At 49.8% G+C, this 17,695-nt stretch carries 17 protein-coding genes and 1 tRNA gene; 3 read left to right on the top strand and 15 right to left on the bottom strand.

Annotated features, from left to right (window positions below):
• Positions 1-278: 278 nt before the first annotated feature.
• A tRNA-Leu gene (locus tag AC07OI_RS10105) sits at positions 279-363 on the bottom strand.
• A 159-nt stretch (positions 364-522) separates the two neighbouring features.
• Between AC07OI_RS10105 and rnr the strand changes: the two genes are divergently transcribed.
• From rnr to cysE, 3 genes are all read left to right on the top strand, one after another.
• Positions 523-3,018 (top strand): ribonuclease R, encoded by a 2,496-nt coding sequence (gene rnr, locus AC07OI_RS10100; RefSeq protein WP_492706184.1) that lies wholly within the window; start codon positions 523-525, stop codon positions 3,016-3,018.
• Positions 3,019-3,053: 35 nt separating this feature from the next.
• On the top strand, positions 3,054-3,785 hold the full coding sequence (rlmB, locus tag AC07OI_RS10095) for a 23S rRNA (guanosine(2251)-2'-O)-methyltransferase RlmB (RefSeq protein ID WP_423003757.1): 732 nt from the start codon (positions 3,054-3,056) through the stop codon (positions 3,783-3,785).
• A gap of 99 nt (positions 3,786-3,884) precedes the next feature.
• A complete protein-coding gene (gene cysE, locus AC07OI_RS10090) occupies positions 3,885-4,631 on the top strand; it encodes a serine O-acetyltransferase (protein ID WP_423010960.1) in 747 nt (248 codons plus the stop codon).
• A gap of 21 nt (positions 4,632-4,652) precedes the next feature.
• On the opposite strand, the gene AC07OI_RS10085 is transcribed toward cysE, so the two are convergent.
• The 14 genes from AC07OI_RS10085 to fliF all read right to left on the bottom strand — a co-directional run bounded on the left by AC07OI_RS10085 (position 4,653) and on the right by fliF (position 17,626).
• Positions 4,653-6,197, bottom strand: a complete 1,545-nt coding sequence (locus AC07OI_RS10085) for an NAD(P)H-hydrate dehydratase (RefSeq protein WP_495257116.1) — start codon at positions 6,195-6,197, stop codon at positions 4,653-4,655.
• Positions 6,198-6,200: 3 nt separating this feature from the next.
• The gene (fliR, locus tag AC07OI_RS10080) at positions 6,201-7,004 is read right to left on the bottom strand and encodes a flagellar biosynthetic protein FliR (RefSeq protein WP_495257115.1); all 804 of its coding nucleotides are present in this window, start codon (positions 7,002-7,004) and stop codon (positions 6,201-6,203) included.
• A gap of 21 nt (positions 7,005-7,025) precedes the next feature.
• Positions 7,026-7,295 carry a flagellar biosynthesis protein FliQ gene (gene fliQ / locus AC07OI_RS10075; RefSeq protein WP_162058734.1) on the bottom strand — a complete coding sequence of 90 codons (270 nt, stop codon included), beginning with the start codon at positions 7,293-7,295 and terminating at the stop codon, positions 7,026-7,028.
• Positions 7,296-7,303: 8 nt separating this feature from the next.
• Complete coding sequence (gene fliP / locus AC07OI_RS10070) at positions 7,304-8,035, bottom strand: flagellar type III secretion system pore protein FliP (protein ID WP_495257114.1); 732 nt, start codon at positions 8,033-8,035, stop codon at positions 7,304-7,306.
• Positions 8,036-8,079: 44 nt separating this feature from the next.
• Positions 8,080-8,532: a flagellar biosynthetic protein FliO gene (gene fliO / locus AC07OI_RS10065; protein ID WP_495257113.1), complete on the bottom strand. Its 453-nt coding sequence runs from the start codon at positions 8,530-8,532 to the stop codon at positions 8,080-8,082.
• A complete protein-coding gene (fliN, locus tag AC07OI_RS10060) occupies positions 8,529-8,957 on the bottom strand; it encodes a flagellar motor switch protein FliN (protein WP_492706193.1) in 429 nt (142 codons plus the stop codon). The genes fliO and fliN overlap by 4 nt, the downstream gene beginning before the upstream one ends.
• Entirely contained in the window at positions 8,950-9,951 is a 1,002-nt protein-coding gene (fliM, locus tag AC07OI_RS10055; protein ID WP_110253184.1) for a flagellar motor switch protein FliM, read from the bottom strand. The genes fliN and fliM overlap by 8 nt, the downstream gene beginning before the upstream one ends.
• A 4-nt stretch (positions 9,952-9,955) precedes the next feature.
• Entirely contained in the window at positions 9,956-10,462 is a 507-nt protein-coding gene (fliL, locus tag AC07OI_RS10050) for a flagellar basal body-associated protein FliL (protein ID WP_492706195.1), read from the bottom strand.
• A 346-nt stretch (positions 10,463-10,808) separates the two neighbouring features.
• Positions 10,809-12,383, bottom strand: coding sequence for a flagellar hook-length control protein FliK (locus AC07OI_RS10045; protein ID WP_495257112.1), 1,575 nt, complete (start codon positions 12,381-12,383; stop codon positions 10,809-10,811).
• Between the two features lie 20 nt (positions 12,384-12,403).
• The gene (fliJ, locus tag AC07OI_RS10040; protein ID WP_492706199.1) at positions 12,404-12,844 is read right to left on the bottom strand and encodes a flagellar export protein FliJ; all 441 of its coding nucleotides are present in this window, start codon (positions 12,842-12,844) and stop codon (positions 12,404-12,406) included.
• A 32-nt stretch (positions 12,845-12,876) separates the two neighbouring features.
• Positions 12,877-14,265: a flagellar protein export ATPase FliI gene (gene fliI / locus AC07OI_RS10035; protein ID WP_495257111.1), complete on the bottom strand. Its 1,389-nt coding sequence runs from the start codon at positions 14,263-14,265 to the stop codon at positions 12,877-12,879.
• A 5-nt stretch (positions 14,266-14,270) separates the two neighbouring features.
• A complete protein-coding gene (locus AC07OI_RS10030) occupies positions 14,271-14,954 on the bottom strand; it encodes a flagellar assembly protein FliH (protein ID WP_495257110.1) in 684 nt (227 codons plus the stop codon).
• Positions 14,947-15,942 (bottom strand): flagellar motor switch protein FliG, encoded by a 996-nt coding sequence (gene fliG / locus AC07OI_RS10025; protein WP_492706204.1) that lies wholly within the window; start codon positions 15,940-15,942, stop codon positions 14,947-14,949. The genes AC07OI_RS10030 and fliG overlap by 8 nt, the downstream gene beginning before the upstream one ends.
• Positions 15,935-17,626: a flagellar basal-body MS-ring/collar protein FliF gene (fliF, locus tag AC07OI_RS10020; protein ID WP_495257109.1), complete on the bottom strand. Its 1,692-nt coding sequence runs from the start codon at positions 17,624-17,626 to the stop codon at positions 15,935-15,937. The genes fliG and fliF overlap by 8 nt, the downstream gene beginning before the upstream one ends.
• Positions 17,627-17,695: the final 69 nt, after the last annotated feature.

Genomic DNA, 17,695 nt, shown 5'->3' with positions numbered 1-17,695 from the left:
GGGACTCGAACCCCCACACCCGAAGGCACATGGACCTGAACCATGCGCGTCTACCAATTCCGCCACGTGGGCAACGGAAGGCGTAATTATAGAGTATTTGACTGGCTTTGGGGAAATATTTTTGCAGGAAATTGGAGTGAGGTGGGGGGATGTGCTACGGAGTCATCGCAGCAAACAATTGTGAACACAGAAAGGAATGGCTTCTTGCATATGTTTGCAAAGGTGGATCTGGAATTGAAAAAGCCCGCTGATTTTCATCAGCGGGCTCTCAAATTTGGTGGTGCCCACGGAGGGACTCGAACCCCCACACCCGAAGGCACATGGACCTGAACCATGCGCGTCTACCAATTCCGCCACGTGGGCAACGGAGAACAAGATTATAAATTAATTGAAGCATTTGTCAAGGTGAGCTACCTGAACAATACAAGAATTGTTAGGCGAAAGAGGTTTGCTACAGTAAACTATGGCCTGATAAGATTTTGGCGTAAGCCAAATTAACTTTTTTAAGAAAAAATACAAAATTTGAACAAGCATTCATACCCCATTCCCAGTCGCGAAGAGATACTGGGTGTTCTACGTACTAACACGGCAAAGATGACGGCTGCTGCAATTGCAGAAGCGCTGTCAGTGAAACCTGAGGAGTTAGATGGCATGACACGACGTTTAAGCGCGATGGAAAGAGATGGGCAAGTCAAAGTAGATAAAGGTGGAAATTATTCCATCGCCAATCACGATAATTTCATCAGCGGCAAAGTCAGTAGTCATCGCGAAGGTTATGGTTTCCTGATCCCTGATGACGGCACTGAAGACCTGTTCCTACCAGAGCGCGAAATGCAAAAAGTCTTGCATGGCGACCGCGTCATGGCACGTGTCGTCGGTACCGACAGACGTGGTCGTTTAGAAGGTGGCATACTTGAGATACTCGACAGAGCCAATACGCATGTCATTGGCCGCCTGCTAAATGAAAATGGCGTCTGGATAGTTGCGCCTGAAGACAAGCGCTTTAGCCAGGATATTTTATTGACCGGTGCGCCAGGCAAAGCCAAGGCTGGCCAGGTTGTCAGCGTCGAGTTGACTGAGCAGCCGACCCGCTATGCACAGCCTGTTGGCAAGATCGTTGAGATACTGGGTGATGTCGATGACCCCGGCATGGAAATCGAAATCGCCGTCAGAAAATTTGGCGTGCCGCATGAGTTTTCTGAAGCGGTTAAAAAAGCTGCTGCCAAATTGCCATCGGAAGTCAGGGATAGTGATCTGACTGACCGTGTAGATCTGCGTGATATTCCGTTGGTGACGATTGATGGTGAAGACGCGCGCGATTTTGATGATGCCGTTTACTGCGAGCCAGTCAAGATAGGCCGTAGTAAAGGCCACAGGCTGATCGTTGCGATTGCCGATGTCAGTCATTACGTCAACCCGAATGATGTGCTGGATGAAGAGGCCCTGTTGCGCAGCACGTCTGTGTATTTCCCACGCAGGGTGATACCGATGCTGCCAGAGCGCCTGTCAAATGGCCTGTGCTCGCTGAATCCTGATGTCGATCGCCTGACGCTGGTGTGCGATATGGTGATCACGCAGGACGGTGAAGTCACGGCTTACCAGTTTTATCCGGCTGTCATCCATTCCGCCGCGCGTTTCACCTACACAGAAGTGGCGGCCATACTTGGCAATACCAAAGGGCCGGAAGCTGCCAAGCGTATGACTTTGGTGCCGCATCTCTTGCACTTGTATGAAGTGTTCCAGTCTTTATTGAAGGCGCGCCAGGTGCGTGGTGCCATCGATTTTGAAACGACAGAAACCTATATCGTTTGTAATCCAGCCGGCAAGATAGAAAAGATATTGCCACGTACACGTAATGATGCGCACAAGCTGATTGAAGAATGCATGCTGGCAGCCAATGTCTGCGCTGCAAATTTGCTGGAAACTTACAAGCATCCAGGCACATACCGTATCCATGCTGGCCCGACCAAAGAGAAACTGACCCAGGTCAGAAATTTCCTGAAGCAAGTTGGTCTGTTCCTCGGTGGAGGCGACAAGCCAGCAGCATCGGACTATGCCGAGCTGATGAAAAAGGTCAAAGGCAGGCCGGATGCGACACTCTTGCAAACCATGTTGCTGCGTTCCATGCAGCAGGCGGTTTACAGCCCGGACAATATTGGCCATTTCGGTTTGTCTTATGATGCCTATGCCCATTTCACCAGCCCGATACGCCGTTATCCTGATTTGCTGACACACAGGGCCATCAAGGCAATTTTGCAGGGGCGTAAATATGAGCCCAAGGGCATCGACCTGACGCTCTTGAATACTTCCGTGTCGAATGCCACCAGAAAGCAGCAGATTGCTGACAAGGCAGCGGGCAAGAAGAAGGAAGAAAAAGAACAGACTATCTGGGATGCGCTTGGTGTTCATTGTTCTGCCAATGAGCGTCGTGCTGATGAAGCATCACGCGATGTCGAAGCCTGGCTCAAATGCTACTTCATACGCAATAAGGTGGGTGAAGAATTCACTGGCATGATCACAGGTGTGACACAGTTTGGTATCTTCGTCCAGCTTGATGAGATTTTCATCGAGGGCCTGGTGCATGTGACGGAGTTGGGTGCTGATTACTTCCAGTACGATGAGGCGCGCCATGAATTGCGCGGCGAACGTACTGGCAAACGCTATCAACTGACAGATAAAGTCACAGTGCAAGTCAGCCGGGTTGACCTTGATGCACGCAAGATAGATTTGGCCATAGTGCAGCCAGTATCACCACGCTCAGCTGGGCTGGTGGATAGTCGTGGTGCAACCGCGAATGAAAAAAATCGCAAGAGTGCTGCCAGTGCCAAGAAAGCCTTGCTTGTTCCTGAAGAAAAAGTTGTGGCAAATTATGGCAGAGGTGGCAAAGTTGCCCCAGCCAAGAAAGTAAAAGAAGAAAGTTTTTCTGGTGGACGTCGCCAGAAATCTTCGCCTGCTGCTGCTAGTGCAAAGAAAAAAGCACCAGCTGCCGCCGGTAAGTCAGCGAAGAAAAGACGTTAGTACCTTAAAGAAATGCATGCAAAGAAAAGAATGAAATGAAAAGTAAAATGATTTTTGGTTTCCATGCGGTGACCTCCCGGATCCGTCATGAAGCCTCTTCCGTCGAAGAAATCTATGTAGATTCTTCCCGCGTCGATGGTCGTATGAAAGACCTGCTGCAAGCAGCGAAAGCCGCTGGTGTGCGCATCATCCCGGCAGATGATCAGCGCCTCAGCAATATCGTCGGCACGCGCCGTCATCAGGGTGTAGTAGCCAAGGCCAGTGAACTGTCACTGGCGCGTAATCTCGATGAATTGCTGGATGCGATTGATGGCCCGCCTTTGTTGCTGGTGCTGGATGGTATTACCGATCCGCATAACCTGGGCGCCTGTCTGCGTGTGGCTGACGGTGCCGGTGCGCATGCGGTTATCGCTCCCAAAGACAGGGCAGTGGGCTTGAATGCTACCGCCGCCAAGGTTGCCAGTGGTGCTGCTGAAACAGTGCCATATATCACCGTCACCAATCTGGCGCGTACCCTGCGCGAATTGAAAGACCGTGATATCTGGCTGGTTGGCACCACAGATGAAGTCGAAAAAAATATCTACGATGTCGATTTCAAAGTTGGTTGCGCCATCGTCATGGGTTCTGAAGGTGAGGGCATGCGCCGCCTGACCCGCGAAACCTGCGATATGCTGGTCAGCGTCCCCATGTTCGGTTCTGTTGAAAGCCTGAATGTCTCTGTGGCTTCTGGTGTTTGTCTATACGAAGCCCGCCGTCAGCGTCTGTAAGCCTATAGCGTCTGGTGCCCGGTGATTTGGGCAGCGGACGCAGCGTTTTCAGAAATACGCTACTATCTTATTCCCCTCTGTCATAACCATATAAATTCCATGTTTGACCGCCTGAGAGAAGATATCGCCAGCATTATCAAGAAAGATCCTGCCGCCCGTAATGCCTGGGAGGTGATCACTTGTTATCCTGGTTTTCAGGCCATACTCATGCATGGTTGGGCGCAATGGTGCTGGAAACGTGGTTTGAAATGGCTGGGGCGCTTCATCTCCCATATTGCCCGTGTGCTGACCGGTATCGAAATTCACCCAGGCGCAACGATAGGCCGCAGAGTGTTTATTGACCATGGTTTCGGTGTGGTCATTGGCGAGACGGCAGAAATTGGTGATGACTGCACGATTTACCAGGGCGTGACCCTGGGTGGTACGTCCTTGTCGCGTGGTGCAAAACGTCATCCTACGCTGGAAGCAGGCGTCATCGTCGGTGCCGGTGCCAAGGTACTGGGTGGTTTTACCATCGGTGCGGGTGCCAAGATAGGATCTAACTCTGTCGTGCTCAAGCCTGTGCCTGCTGGTGGTACTGCAGTTGGTAACCCTGCTCATGTCATCAAAAAAGAAGTGGCCTCGGCAGATTCAGAAACGGCACATTTGTTCACGGCATATGGCGTGACACAAAACAGTGATGACCCGATTTCCAAGGTCTTGCACAAGCTGATTGATCACGCTGCTGCACAGCAAGAGCAGATAGAAAAACTGTCAGCAGCTTTGGCGCAGTCAGGCATTGTTTGTGATGCCTCGTCTGAAGTGGAAAAACTGATTCCTGAGCAGATTAATAGCCTGGTTGATTGAGTATCTGATCAAGGTAGTGAATCAGTTGCCAGTGGTGGCTTGATAGGCCAATTGATTAATATTGGATCTGATCTCTGGCAATAACTCGCTGGCGGTCAAACCTATAGGCCCTGTTCCTCTCGCAACCAGTTCGTCAGCTGCATGACCATGTACCCAGGTAGCAATCCTTGCAGCATCCGTGCTGCTGCAAGCCTGTGCCAGCAAAGCACCAGCAACCCCCGCCAGCACATCACCAGTGCCGCCGCTTGCCAGTGCTGGGTTGCCTGTCGTATTGATGAACAAATTCCCACCTGGATCACAAATAATACTGCCAGAACCCTTGAGTATGATCCCCGCATTGAATTGCTGCGCCAGTGTGTGTGATGCCTGCAGGCGATTATTTTGTACATCAGCCACGCTCTTGTTTAGCAATCTGGCCGCTTCCAGTGGATGTGGCGTGAGTATGCATGGACTATTTCTATTACGTAAAGATGTCTGCAATTTGGTATCTGCAGCGATCAGATTCAGGGCATCGGCATCGATGACGAGCGCCTGCGCAGTTTGAATCGCGCTGCTGAGTAAAGCATAGGCACTGGTCGATGTTCCCAGGCCTGGGCCGATAACGACAGTTGCCTCTGCTAAACTTACTTCGTCAATCTTGCGAAACATGATTTCCGGATGCAGGCTGTCATAAGCAGGTACTTCTGCCAGCATGCTGCAATAAACTCGTCCAGCGCCAGAGTATTGTGCTGCCCTTGCTGCGAGTATGGCTGCACCCGCCATTCCCTTTGCGCCACCAAGTATTACAACATCGCCAAAACTGCCTTTATGGCTGTTTTGCTTGCGTGGCTTTAGAATTTGCAGAAGGGAGGTGCGTTCATTCAGATGGCTGCGGCATTCAGGAAAAAAATCTTCAGGAATATCCAGTTGATTAACCGTGACCTTGCCAGCGTAATCTTTGCCCGATCCTGTATGCAAGCCAGTTTTATTGGCTATATAAGTGATGGTGTGACTGGCTTGAATAACCGCGCTGTTGTGGCTTATAGGCTGCCCGGTATCGGCATTCAAGCCACTGGGCACATCAATTGCCAAGGCCGGGATTGACTGTTGAACAGCGAGTTGGTTGACGAGTTCTATCAGCTTGGCAATGTCAGCTTCGGGGGCGCGCTTCAAGCCTATACCGAACAAACCGTCGATGATCAGGCTCCAGTCTCGTGACGGAGTATTGATCAGCTCACCCGGTTCTATCAACTCCAGTCCTGCATCTTTCGCTCTTTGCAGTGCTGCTTGTGCATCTTGAGAATATTTCCCAATTTCCCCGCACATGACGCAAGCAGCTTTATATCCTTGTCTGATTAGCTGATATCCAGCTTCGTAAGCATCTCCGCCATTATTGCCCGGGCCCGCCAGGATCAGCGCAGGAGTTTGTTTGCTCGCACCAATGTTGATCGCCAACTCCGCAGCGGCCAGCCCAGCTTTTTGCATGAGCGTCGTCTCACCCTGATGGGCAAGTGCGAGACGCTCTATGTCACGTATCTGCTCTACGCTATACAGTCTGGCTTCATGAGTAAATGCCTGATGCGACATGATTTATTTTTTTACTGGAATAGGTAATGACGCAGGCTGGCCTAGTGACTGCATCATTTCTATACCACTCTGGAACAGATTTTGTAGCGGTAATAGCAGATAAGGCATGATCAGGGCCAGCATCAAAAAACCTACACCTATGGTAATCGGGAATCCGATACCAAACAAATTCAATTGTGGAGCTGCACGCGTCAATATACCCAGTGCGACGTTGGTGACCAGCAGAGCAGCAACGATGGGTAAGGAAAGGTGCATGCCTACACTGAAAATTTGCTCGCCCCAGATCGCCAATTTTTGATAATTCAGGCCAGACTGATAGGTGGTCGCAATGGGGATGGTATGAAAACTCTCAACTAAGGCCGCCAGCATGGAAAGATGCACATTCAGCGTCAGCATCAACAAGGTAGAAGTCAGCACCAGGAATTGCGCTACAGCCGAAGAACGCCCTTGAGTTTGTGGATCAAAGAAAGTGGCAAAGCCCAGGCCCATAGTCAGGCCAGAAACCTCGCCGGCCATTTCTATGGCGGAAAAAACCACGCGCATCACAAAACCCATCCCCAATCCTATGATGAGCTGTTGAGCAAGCACCAGAATACCGTTCAGAGAAACCGGGTCCAGGTCAGAGATGGTGGGCAGGGTAGGGGCGACGATCAATGACAAAACTATACCCAGAGCGATTTTGATTTGTACCGGAACAGTATTATTCCCAAACGGCGGAGCCACCGCGATCAAGCCCAGTATTCTGGTCAGAGGCCAGATAAAGGAATTGATCAGCGCAATCAGCTCATTGCTGGAAAAAGAAATCATGGGATTGCGATGGTACGCACATCAGGCTGCCATGGTGGCGATGCTGGAAAACATCTGGCGCATATAGTCCATCAAGATGGAAAGCATCCACGGCCCGGCAATGATGAGGGTCACAAAGATGCCTATCAGCTTGGGAATAAAAGACAGGGTGGTTTCATTAATCTGTGTTGCTGCCTGAAAAATACTGACGATGAGACCTATACCCAGTGCCACCAGCAACAGGGGGGCAGACACCATTAAGGTGACTTCCATGGCCTGGCGGCCTAATGTCATTACGCTATCGGGTGTCATGGTGAACCTCAGTAAAAACTTTGTGCAAGTGAGCCTATCAATAATTGCCAGCCATCTACCAACACGAATAGCATGAGCTTGAAGGGGAGTGACACAATTGCAGGCGAAACCATCATCATACCCATGGACATCAGCACACTGGCGACTACCATGTCGATAATGAGAAAGGGGATAAAGATGGCAAAGCTGATTTGAAAAGCTGTCTTCAGTTCACTGGTAATAAAGGCCGGTATCAAAATCCGCAAAGGCACATCTTCTGGCCCTTGCAACTCCGGGGTATTGGATAATTTGACATACAGTGCCAGATCAGTCTGCCTGGTTTGCTTCATCATGAATTGCTTCAGGGGTGTAGCCCCTTTATCCATGGCAACCTGCATGGTGATCTTGTTTTCAGTAAAAGGCTGGTAGGCTTCAGCATAAATTTTGTCAAACACCGGCCCCATGACAAATAAAGTCAAAAACAGTGACAGACCTATCATCACCTGATTTGGTGGAGCGGATTGGGTGCCCAGGGCCTGCCTGAGTAAAGACAATACGATAATGATGCGGGTAAAGCTGGTCATCATCAGCAGGGCTGCAGGCAAAAAACTTAATGCTGTCAGGAACAGCAGTGTCTGTATGCTGAGAGAATAGTTTTGACCGCCACCGGGAGCCGGCGTGCTGGTGATGGCTTGCAAGCCACCATTGGCCTGTGCCATGGCTGCTTCAGGCAGGGCCAGTCCACACAGTAAAATTGCCATGCAGGTGAATGGCAGATGAGAGCGCAAAATTTTCATGCAATGTATTAGCTGTTGTCAGATCGCTCGGTAGACCGGTCAGTAGTTCGCTTCTCCAGTGTCCGCTTGAGCCAGGCAGAAAAAGGATCATTTGCAACTGGGTGTGCTGACTGATTCAGTAACTCTTCCTGTTTGGGCATACTACCCAGATTGTTGATATTACTGGCTGTTACGCCAAGAATCAGCCATTGGTCACCAACTTCAACCACCATCACCCGCTCGCGATTACCTACACTGATGCCGCCGATGATTTTGACGGGGATTTTATTCCCCGCATTCATAGGGCCAAGGCGACGCATGAGCCAGGCAGCCATGAGAACCAGACCCAGTACCAGGAGTAGTGCAGTGGCAATTTGTAATAAACCGCCACTGGGTGAAATTGGGGTATTCTCAGCCGCAAATGCAGATGTACTCAAGATGGCTACTACTGCCAATACAAAATAAGGCAATTTCGTCCTCATTTGTTAAGCTTACGTATGCGTTCTGCAGGTGTGACGATATCAGTCAGGCGTATACCAAACTTATCGTTGACCACCACTACCTCACCCTGGGCAATCAGGCAGCCATTGACCAATACATCCATAGGTTCACCAGCCAGACCGTCTAGCTCGACAACAGAGCCCTGAGCCAGTTGCAGCAAGTTTTTGATGGCAATCTTGGTACGGCCCAGTTCCACTGTCAGTTGAACTGGAATATCCAGAATGAAGTCAATGTCATTATGGGTTTCAGGCGCAGAACTGCTCTTGCCACTGAATTCCTTGAAAATCGCAGCGGTTGCAGGCGGCGCTTCAGCCTTTTCGGCTGCCGCGGCTTCGGCTCTTTCCTGCTCTGCAATCGCAGCACCCCAATCATCTTCGCTGATGGGGGATTCGCCGTTGTCATCCATGATTTTCTCCTTGTGCTACTTCCTGTACGCTGGAGCTGATCAGCTTCTCCACACGCAAGGCATACTGTCCGTTAAATACACCATATTTGCACTCCATCACCGGAGTGCCATCAACTTTTGCTGAAATAATTTCTGGTATTGAAAGAGGGATGATATCGCCTTCCTTCATATTCAGTATATCGCCCAGGGTGACACGCGTGGTCCCTAAATCGGCAACTATTTCGACTTCTGCTATCTGTATCTGTTGCGTCATCAGGCGCACCCAGCGCTTATCCACTTCCAGAGTCTCACCCTGCAGGCTACTGGTCAGGATGTCACGTATAGGCTCTATCGTGGAATAGGGCATGCATAAATGCATTTCTCCGCTGACAGGTCCCAGTTCTATCGTGAAGGTGGTAGACACGACGACTTCATTCGGTGTCGCAATATTGGCAAACTGGGTGTTCATTTCTGACCGTATGTATTCAAATTCGATTGGGTAAACGGGTTCCCAGGATTTGGAATAGGTTTCAAAAATGATTTCCAGTATGCGATGAATAATACGCTGCTCGGTCTGGGTAAAATCACGACCTTCAACACGGGTATGAAAGCGTCCATCACCACCAAACAGATTGTCCACCAACAAGAACACCAGTCCCGGATCAAGCACAATCAGAGAGGTGCCGCGCAAAGGCTTCATGTGGACCAGGTTCAGATTGGTCGGCACCACCAGGTTGCGGATGAATTCACTGTACTTCGATACCCTGACCGTACCTACCGAGACTTCGGCACTGCGACGCAGGAAATTGAACAAACCTATGCGCAACAGACGGGCAAAACGCTCATTGATAATTTCCAATGTCGGCATGCGACCGCGGACGATACGCTCTTGCGTGGCAAGATTGTATGGCCTGACACCAGAGGTGTCTTCCAGCGACTGAGAGTCATCCTGATCTCCCGTGACGCCCTTTAAAAGGGCATCGACTTCTTCCTGGGAGAGGAAATTATCTGACATGGTTTTATTGAACTACAAAAGAAGTGAAGAAAACGCCGCTGATTTTTTGGGGCTCGCCCTTGGGCGTAAAAGGCTGAGCAACTTTTTCTATGATTTCATTGACCAGTTTTTCCTTGCCTTCAGACGACAGAATTTCAGTCGAATCTTTGCTCGACAGCAGCAGCAATAAACGGCTGCGCACTTGCGGCATATTAGCCTTGATGAGCGTTACCTGCTCTTCATCCTGCACTTGCAAGGTCATGCTGATCTGCAGGTATTTATCGCCGTTTTCTGATTGCAGATTGACTGTAAATGCTTCCAGCGCCAGAAATACAGGTGCTTTTGTCGGTTCAGTTTTATGTTCTTTTTCTTTGGAGGAAGAAGCCTTTTTAGATAGAAAAATAGCGGCACCACCGCCTGCGGCGACCAATAAAAATACGACGGCGGCGATGATGATCAGGAGTTTTTTCTTTGATTTTCCTGCTGCTGGAGCATCACTTGCTTCCGCTGCTTTGGCCGGTGCTTTCGCCATGGTTTTCCTCTCTGTAGGCATTAAATGCCATGATTTTTAAGTATTATGCTTGATAGCAGGTATTTAATATCCAAGAAAAAGAGGGCGTATTTCAGCTTATCTCTATTGTTTGCAAAACGATGTGAGTTCGCTTTGTTACCTGGATCAGCCTGTTCACGACCATTCTACATGCATGTGCAGGCTTTTTTCCAGAGAGTAGGGCTTGATCACGATGCGTATGAGCAATTCTTGTGTGTCAGAAAGTGAAATAAGCGCTTACAGCAACGCCCCTGGCGTATAGGCAGGCGGCATTGCTGATCATTGCGTAGTGGCGTAATTGTTTCAAGCCGACCTGAGTAAGCTTATCTCAGGCAAAGGTATCTACCAGGCCGTTATTTGTCTGTATTCTGGCGGGTGTCGTGTTTGCGGTGCTAATAGTATTGTCTGGCACATCTGTGCCAATTCTTGATGAATTAATGCTGCGTGGCTGTTGTTGTGTGAAATTTTGCCCCTGACCGGCTGCCTGTGAATTCACAGAGAACCCTGTCAGTTGGACACCAGCATCATTGAGCATTTGTTTTAAACGTGGCAAGGCGGCTTCCAACGCTTCCCTGACTTCTGGCTGAGCTGAAGAAAAACTGGCACTGGCTTGTTCATTGCTGACCTTCAGCACGACCTGCAAGGGCCCCAGATCTGGCGGATTCAATGTCAGTTCAGCCGATTGCATGCCTTCGCCGACCATCCAGACGACTTTTTGACCCACTGCCTTATCCCAGCCATTACTGCCAACGCGTGGTGCGATTTGCTCTGCTGCCAGAACGGCGGCATTGAATTGCGTGCTGCTGACAGCATTTGCTGCAATTGCTGGTGGAGTAATCACTTGTTGACTATCTTTCGCGGCTGAGCCGGATTTGATGTCGGATATACGTTCTGCCAAGGCATCTTTTGCCTGCGCAATATCGCTGGCGAACGATCGGGGTGTCTCTGCCGCTACTGCAGGCCGTGTATCACCAGTCTTGTCATTTGCCGTTTTATTCAAACTCAGATCATCAACTTTAGTTTCGCTAACGGCGGTTTCTGCAGGCTTCTCTGTGCCAGTCGTAGCCGTACTCTTCACTGCCAGACCATCTTTTGGAGCAAGGGCTGTAAGTTCGGCGGCACTGGTAACGGCCTCGGTCAATTTTCCAACATCTTTATCAAGAGATGAGGTGGCTGCATTTGAGCTGTTTTCAGCCAGTTTAGCAGTGGTTTTGGCATCTGCCTTGCTGGCGATCATTTGCGCTGCAATTGCTGCTATATCTGCCTGAGTCGCAGGGGCTTCAGGTTTAATTTGTTCCTTGCCCGCGGTAGAACTATCAAATTGTGCTGCAATCTTATTCTGATTTTCTACCGCTGACTTTGTCAGTGCTGCGACTGCATTGTTATCGACCAAGTCGGCTGTGGCGGCAGTATCAGTACTGGAAATGGCAGCAAGATTATCAGTCTTGCTCGTATCAATGTCGTCTGCTACAGGTTTTCTTACTATCTCTGTAGTAACTGCTGCCGCATTGAGATTACCTACCAGAGCCAGAATTTGTTCGCTGATATCATCTTCTTTTTTGACATCAGTTTCATCTTCTTTGGCTACAGTGCCATCAGTATTCGAGTCATCTGCTTTTGTGGCATTTGATGGTGCAGGCGCAGCATTTTCATTATTTGCCAGCTTGTTGCCGGAATTGGCTGCGTTATTGTTGTTTGTGTTGACGTTGTTATTATTCTTGGCGGGCGGGGCAGGCCTATTGACAGGGCGTGCAACATCCATTTCCGGTTTTTTTGTACCGGAGATTTCTTTGTTCAGCATTTGGTTAAAGCTGATTTCAGAATTGCCAGATGTGCTGTTTTTGCCTGGCTTGGTAGCCGCACCTGGTTTGTCTATCGCTGTCAGTATGGGATTAGCTTGCATTTGCGGTACCTGTAAATAAATTAGCGCTTATAGAAGAGGGCGCGAGCAGCCATTTCATCGGTTTGCTTCTGATCTCGTTTCGCTTCCTTTTTTTGCAACACCGTTTGTGCACGGTTTTGCAAAGTGTCATAAGAAAGTCGTTTTTTCTCAGTGGCTTGCCATTCTGTTTTTGCCATCACGATACGATGCTCTGCATCCATGACGACCTGCTTTTGCCCATCGATGGCAGAGTCAAGCTTGGCCAGGAAAGACAAAAAATTCGTATATTGCGACACAGTCAGACCTTTTGCCGCACCATCCTGTAATCTTTGCGCGTAATCATCGCGGTATTGCTGTAATAAATTCAGCTTTTTCTCAGTATCTTCATGCGCACGTATGGCTTTACCCAGAAGTTTGGCGGCATCGTCAACTTCTTTTTCTGTAATTTCTATCAGTGTGCTAATTGGTGATTTCAACGCCATGGTGATTTAAGTATAGTCGCTGGCAGGATTTTCTATCCGTTGAATAGAGCCTGAAGTTGCCCCAAGCTTTCAGGAATGCTGCATTTTTCAGTAATATCTTGTTGCAAAAATGAAACTATTTTTCCGTGCAACCGGATTGCCTCATCCAGTAGTGGGTCTGATCCCGGTGAATAGGCACCTACGCTGATCAAATCACGGCTGCGTTCATAGCGGGAATACAGCTGTTTCAGTTTTCTGGAAAGAGCCTGATGCTCTGGTGATGTAATGCTATGCATGGCGCGGCTGATTGATTGTTCTATATCAATGGCAGGATAATGACCGCTTTCTGCCAAAGTCCGGTTCAAGACGATATGGCCATCCAGAATAGCCCTGGCGGCATCCGCAATCGGATCCTGTTGATCATCACCCTCAGTCAGGACGGTATAAAAGGCAGTAATTGAACCACCACCAGATTTGCCGTTACCGGCTCTCTCCACCAGTACTGGCAACTTGGCAAATACAGATGGCGGGTAGCCCTTGGTTGCTGGCGGCTCGCCTATGGCAAGGGCGATTTCCCTTTGCGCCATGGCATAGCGTGTCAGAGAATCCATGATCAGCAATACACTACGACCCTGATCCCTGAAATATTCAGCAATGGTGGTCGCATAGGCGGCACCTTGCAGGCGCATCAGAGGTGGAGCATCGGCAGGTGCTGCTACCACGACAGAACGTGCCAGGCCCTCGGTGCCAAGAATTTGCTCAATAAATTCTTTAACCTCACGTCCCCGCTCACCAATCAGGCCAACCACAATAATGTCGGCAGCGGTATAGCGTGCCATCATGCCCAGCAAGACACTCTTACCTACGCCTGAACCGGCAAACAAACCCAGACGCTGGCCTTTGCCTACGCTCAGCATGCTGTTGATGGCACGGACACCCACATCCAGAGTTTCAACGATAGGGGCGCGCTCCAGCGGGTTATATATGCGTGCGCCCAGGGGGGCGGATTCATGGGTGCCAAGAGGGCCCAGTGTATCAAGGGGGCGGCCATTGCCATCCAGCACACGTCCCAATAATTCATACCCGACAGGCAGATGACGGCTTCTGTCGCTGGGACGCCTGCGTGGGTGATTGACGACTTCATGTGCTTCCGGCTCTGCCGGGAACACCGGTGCCCCTGGCGTGACGCCATCAAGATCGCTGTGTGGCATCAAAAACAACCTGTCACCATCGAAGCCAACGACCTCGGCATCTATTTTTGCACCACTTTGTAAATGTATGCTACAGGCACTACCTACGGGTAATTGCAGGCCTACAGCTTCCATGACCAGACCGGTGACCCGGGTGACTCTGCCGGACATGGTCGTGGTCTGGACATGTGAAATCTGCTCCCGGCTTAAGTTGAGCTTGGATTTCCAGTCATTGATAAAGGTATCCTGCATGAATCTCAACCTGCTTTATAGTCACTGATTTGCATGCTGTCCAAGAGTTTTTTCCAGCGGGTAGAGTAGCTGGCATCGACCAGATTGTGTTGGGTCACCAGCTTGCAGCCGCCGCGTTCCATATGGCTATCGGGCACGATACGCCAGCCATCCGCAGCCAGGGTCTCACCCAATTGATTTTTCACCATCGCCACATCTTCAGGATTCAGCAAGATTTGTGCTGGCTGTTGTACGCTGGCTAACTGTGCAATCGCATCTTCAACGATGGGCAGGATGACGGTAGGGTCAGCATCGAGCTTGGACTTCAGCATGGCCTGTGCCATGTCCACTGCCAGACGCATTAATTCATTACCCATTTGCTGGGACGCGGTGTGCAATTGTTCGGAAAATGCCTGCGCCATTTGCTGCAGGGAGTGGATTTCCACTTGTACCTGTTCCATGGTTTCCGCATAGGCAGTTTCCTGGCCATCTTTCAGACCACGTTCATAGGCCTCCTTATAACCAGCGGCAAATCCTTCCTGTTTGGCAGCTTCACGGGCATTTTCTGTTTCCACACGCTGCTGGGCAGCGACCTGGGCGTTGGCTGCTCTGACTTCTTCTACCTGGGCAGGCCTGTTATCACCAAACGAAGCCATTTCCCAGCGCTGGAAAGCAGTCATGTCGCCGCTGCGTGTGGCATTATTAGACATAAGCATCTTCGCCTTTGGCACCTAACATGATCTGGCCTTCGTCGGCGAGACGTCTGACGATGAGCAGTATTTGTTTTTGTTGTGCTTCAACTTCGGAAAGGCGTACCGGGCCTTTGGATTCCAGATCTTCGCGCATCATTTCTGCTGCACGTTGCGACATATTCTTGAAAATTTTCTCGCGCATATCCTGATTCGCACCTTTCAGGGCAACAATCAGTGAATCAGACTGTACTTCGCGCAACAGCAACTGTATGCCCTTGTCATCAATTTCAAGGATGTTATCGAAGACAAACATCTCATCCATGATTTTTTCGGCCATGTCGCCATCATATTTGCGCAGGTTATCCATGACTGAAGCTTCATTCTCTCCACTCATGAAATTCAGGATTTCTGCTGCAGCACGCACGCCACCTATGGATTTTTTCTTCAGACTTTCATTGCCGGTCAGGAGTTTGGTCAAGACATCATTCAATTCGCGCAATGCGGTAGGCTGGATACCGTCCAGTGTGGCGATACGGAGGACGATATCGTTGCGCAGGCGCTCGGTAAACTGATTCAGAATTTCGCAGGCCTGGTCACTTTCCAGATGGACCAGAATGGTGGCAATAATTTGTGGATGCTCATTCTTGATCAGTTCTGCGACTGAGGGAGAATCCATCCATTTCAGGCTCTCGATACCGCTGGCGTCCTTGCCACCCAGAATACGGTTCAATAGCGATGCAGCCTTGTCATCCCCCAGGGCCTTGGTCAGCACATTGCGTATGTACTCATCTGAATCCAGACCAACAGACGAACTCAGATCAGCCGCAGCCTTGAAGTCATCCAGCACCTTGGCAATGGCTTCATGCGGGATAGGGCCGATCGCAGCCATGGCTGCACCTATCTTTTGCACTTCGCGTGGTCCAAGATATTTCATGACCTCTGCGGCCGCATCTTCACCCAGTGCCAACATCAGGGTGGCGGCTTTTTGCACTCCGTCTTCACTCATTGCTGACCCATGCCTTTACTACGTTAGCGACAATACGCGGATCGTCTTTTGCCAATTGTTTTGCCATTTCCAGATTCATTTCGTAGGTGGAACCATGTCTTGTATTTTGCAACTCGGCTTCTTTCGACAGGTTCACAATGGCAGCTTCTTCTTCCTCTTTTTCAGCCTCTTCCTGCGCTAGTTTTTCAGCTTCGATTGCTTCGAGGGTTTCTTTGTCTTTACCCATCATTTTAAGTAACATGGGTTTCAGGAAGCCAAAAAACAAGTAGGCAAGCACAATGGCAACGCCTATGTATTTGGCGATTTCCTTAGCCATTTGCAATACATCGGGCTGTTTCCACAGTGGTAAGTCCACTATAGGCTCTTTTTCAGGGCTGGCAAAGGGGCTGTTGACGACATTCAATGTGTCACCCCGGTCTTTGTTGAAGCCCATGGCTTCTCTGGTCAGGTCGGTGATCTGGGTTTTTTCTATGTCTGTCAAAGGACGTGTCGTGGTTTTGCCATTTTTGTCTGTTTCTGTTTTGTAGTTGATGACAACCGCAACAGAAAGACGTTTTACGCCGCCCATAGGCTGCTGGGTGTAGCGTATGGTTTTGTCCACTTCAAAATTCATGGTGGAATCTTTTTGCATCAGACCGGCATTGGATGCTGCGCTTTGCGTATTTGCTGCACCGCTGGCGACGATAGGCGCGGTCGCCGGGACAGGGGGCTGGTTGCTCAGTGCGCCTGGTATTCCGGATGGATTAACCCCTTTATTGTAAGACTCGCTGGTTTGCTGGCTGCGTATCGCAGATGCTTCTGGCGGTGAATTTGGTTTGTAGGTTTCTGCAGCCTGTTCAGAGCGGGAAAAATCGATATCCGCAGTAGCTTCAGCGCGGACGTTATTGGCCCCGACGATAGGCGAAATAATCGACTCTATGCGCTTGATGATGTTTTGCTGATATTCCTGCACATATTTAAGCTGTGAAGGGTCAAGCGTGTTATTCGCCATTTGCTTGCTAGGATCTGACAGCAAATTACCTTGCTGATCGACGATGGTGACATTTTTGGCGGACAACTCGGGTACGCTGCTGGCCACGAGATGGATGATGGCGCTGACCTGTTGCTGATCCAGTACGCGGCTAGGATAAAGATTCAATAAAACTGAGGCAGTTGGTTTTTGTTGGTCTCGGATAAAGACTTGCGATTTCGGTATGGCCAGATGCACACGGGCAGTCTGGACTGCTGACACTGCCTGAATAGAACGTGCCAATTCACCTTCCAGTGCGCGCTGAAAATTCACTTGTTCCAAAAACTGGGAGATGCCAAGTTTTTGGTTTTCCATCAGCTCAAAGCCCACATTGCCACCCTTAGGCAAGCCTTGGGACGCCAGTTTCAGGCGTGCGTCATGCACCTGATTAGCCGGTACGAGAATGGCATTTCCACCGTCAGAATATTTGTAAGGAATGTTTAATTGTTGCAATGAGGCAACGATGGCGCCGCCATCCCTGTCATTAAAATTGGAAAACAGGACTTTGTAGTCAGGTGCCTGGCTCCATAGCCATACGCCAACCATGATGGCAAGGGTAATTGCTGCACCTACTGCCAACATGATGTTGCGTATGGCCGGGGTTTGCGGCAAGCCAAATATGCCTGGCAGGGCAGGTCCAGGCGGGGCAATTGCTATATTGTCTGCGGTTGCCATAGTTCACCTTGTCCGATTAATGTGTCAGTGGATTGCATGCTTGCTATTCCAGATATGGTTTTTTCCTTG

Source organism: Undibacterium sp. GW821-FHT07F11 (assembly GCF_059418665.1).
This window is presented reverse-complemented; position numbering and strand designations above follow the sequence as displayed.